This window comes from Dietzia sp. B19, from assembly GCF_014145155.1.
Classification (GTDB): Bacteria; Actinomycetota; Actinomycetes; order Mycobacteriales; family Mycobacteriaceae; genus Dietzia; species Dietzia natronolimnaea.
Genome location: NZ_JAALED010000315.1, coordinates 1 through 1,574, shown reverse-complemented (window position 1 = coordinate 1,574; position 1,574 = coordinate 1). Strand labels below are relative to the sequence as shown.

Here is a 1,574-nt window from a genome sequence, read left to right as displayed (position 1 = left end):
CACGCCGCCGAACTCCGGGCGATGGCCCGCGGTTCCGGGCCCGCGACCCGGTTCGGTCGCGCCGGCATCGACCTGGAGGTGAGTGCCCCCCTCGGCGAGCTGTCGTCGATGGTCGCCTCCCAGGGCGCCGACGCCGTCGCCCTGAGACCCGCCGAGCTGCGCGTCCGGGTCGTGACCATTCTCACCGCGGCGCAGGAGGCCGTCCGATGACCCCCCGTGCCGTCCCGTTGGCGACCCTGCTCAGCGTGGTCCCGTACTTCCACTCCCGGGGAGCCGTGCCCGTGGCCGACGCCGCGCGGGACCTCGGCATGTCGGACAAGCAGCTCCGGGACGCCCTGTGGCAGCTGTGGTCCTGCGGGCTCCCCGGGTACGGCCCGGGCGACCTCATCGACCTGGCGTTCTCGTCCGAGGACCTCGACGACGCAGAGCTGGTCGAGGTGACGTTCACCGCCGGGATCGACCGGCCCGTCCGCCTCACCGCCGCCGAGGCCGTCACCCTGGAGACCGGGCTCGCGATCTTCCTGGATCATCCCGAGGTGGTCGACCAGACCGCCCTGCGCGATCTGCTTCGGACCCTCCGGACCGCGGCGGGTGTCGAATCGGGTGCCGGGGGACGCGGCGTCGACGCCGCCCGTCCGGAGACCACCACCCCGGATGCCGATGTGGTGCGCACCGCGGTCCACGACGGACACGCGCTGCGATTCGTCTACCACTCGGCCAGCTCCGACACCTCCACCACCCGGGTGGTCGATCCCGCTCGCCTCTCGGTCTCCGACGGCCACTCCTACGTCCACGGCGTCGACCGCGGGACGGGTCAGTGGAGGACGTTCCGCACCGACCGGATGAGCGGGGTGGAGGAGGTCGGACCGCGCCGCGCGCTCGGACCGGAACCCCAGGACGACGGCGAGGCGGGCGTCCTGATGGAGCGGGCCGTCGTCCCCTCGGCGGCGGCGTGGTTCCTCGACGAGTTCGGCTTCCACGACGTCGTCCGGCGCCCGGACGGAGATCTGGACGTCTCGATCGCCTATCACGACCGGGCGTGGCTGGTGAGATTCCTGCTCGGGCACGCCGACGTGGTGACGCCGTCGGACCCCGCACTGGCCGCGGAGATCGCCGCCCGCGCGACCGCGGGGCTCGCGCTCTATCAGGCAGACGACGACTCGATATCGTCAACGTGAAATCGTGGTGAACCCGCTGGTCACCGCGTTCGCAGACGAGGACCGCGGCAACGCCTGTCGGCCGGGGTGCGTTAGCATGGGCGTGTTGTCACACAAACGGAGGTTGACATGGGTGCGTTGAGCATCTGGCACTGGCTCATCGTCCTCGCGGTGGTGCTGCTTCTCTTCGGCTCCAAGAAGCTCCCCGACGCCGCGCGCGGTCTCGGCCGGTCGATGCGGATCTTCAAGTCGGAGATCAAGGAGATGCAGAACGACGACAAGCCGGCCGAGCCGGAGGCGCTCACGCAGGCCGGTCAGCCGACCGCGGCGCAGTACGTCCAGCCGCAGGCGCAGCCCCAGCAGGCGCAGCCCCAGGCACAGGGCTACCCGCCGGCCCCGCAGCAGCCGTACCAGCAG

2 protein-coding genes and 1 pseudogene are annotated in these 1,574 nt (G+C 71.7%); all 3 read left to right on the top strand.

Going from position 1 to position 1,574, the window contains the following annotated elements; translation table 11 throughout:
• Nucleotides 1-210, top strand: a pseudogene (locus G6020_RS09585) (WYL domain-containing protein); the annotation flags it as partial.
• Entirely contained in the window at nucleotides 207-1,178 is a 972-nt protein-coding gene (locus tag G6020_RS09580) for a WYL domain-containing protein (RefSeq protein WP_179525262.1), read from the top strand. The pseudogene G6020_RS09585 and the gene G6020_RS09580, both read left to right, overlap by 4 nt.
• A gap of 108 nt (nucleotides 1,179-1,286) precedes the next feature.
• A partial coding sequence (gene tatA, locus G6020_RS09575) for a Sec-independent protein translocase subunit TatA (RefSeq protein WP_182610457.1) occupies nucleotides 1,287-1,574 on the top strand: 288 nt, incomplete at its 3' end.

Coding starts and splice junctions, on each gene's coding strand:
- G6020_RS09580 (WP_179525262.1), top strand. CDS start 207: ATGACCCCCCGTGCCGTCCCGTTGGCGACCCTGCTCAGCGTGGTCCCG.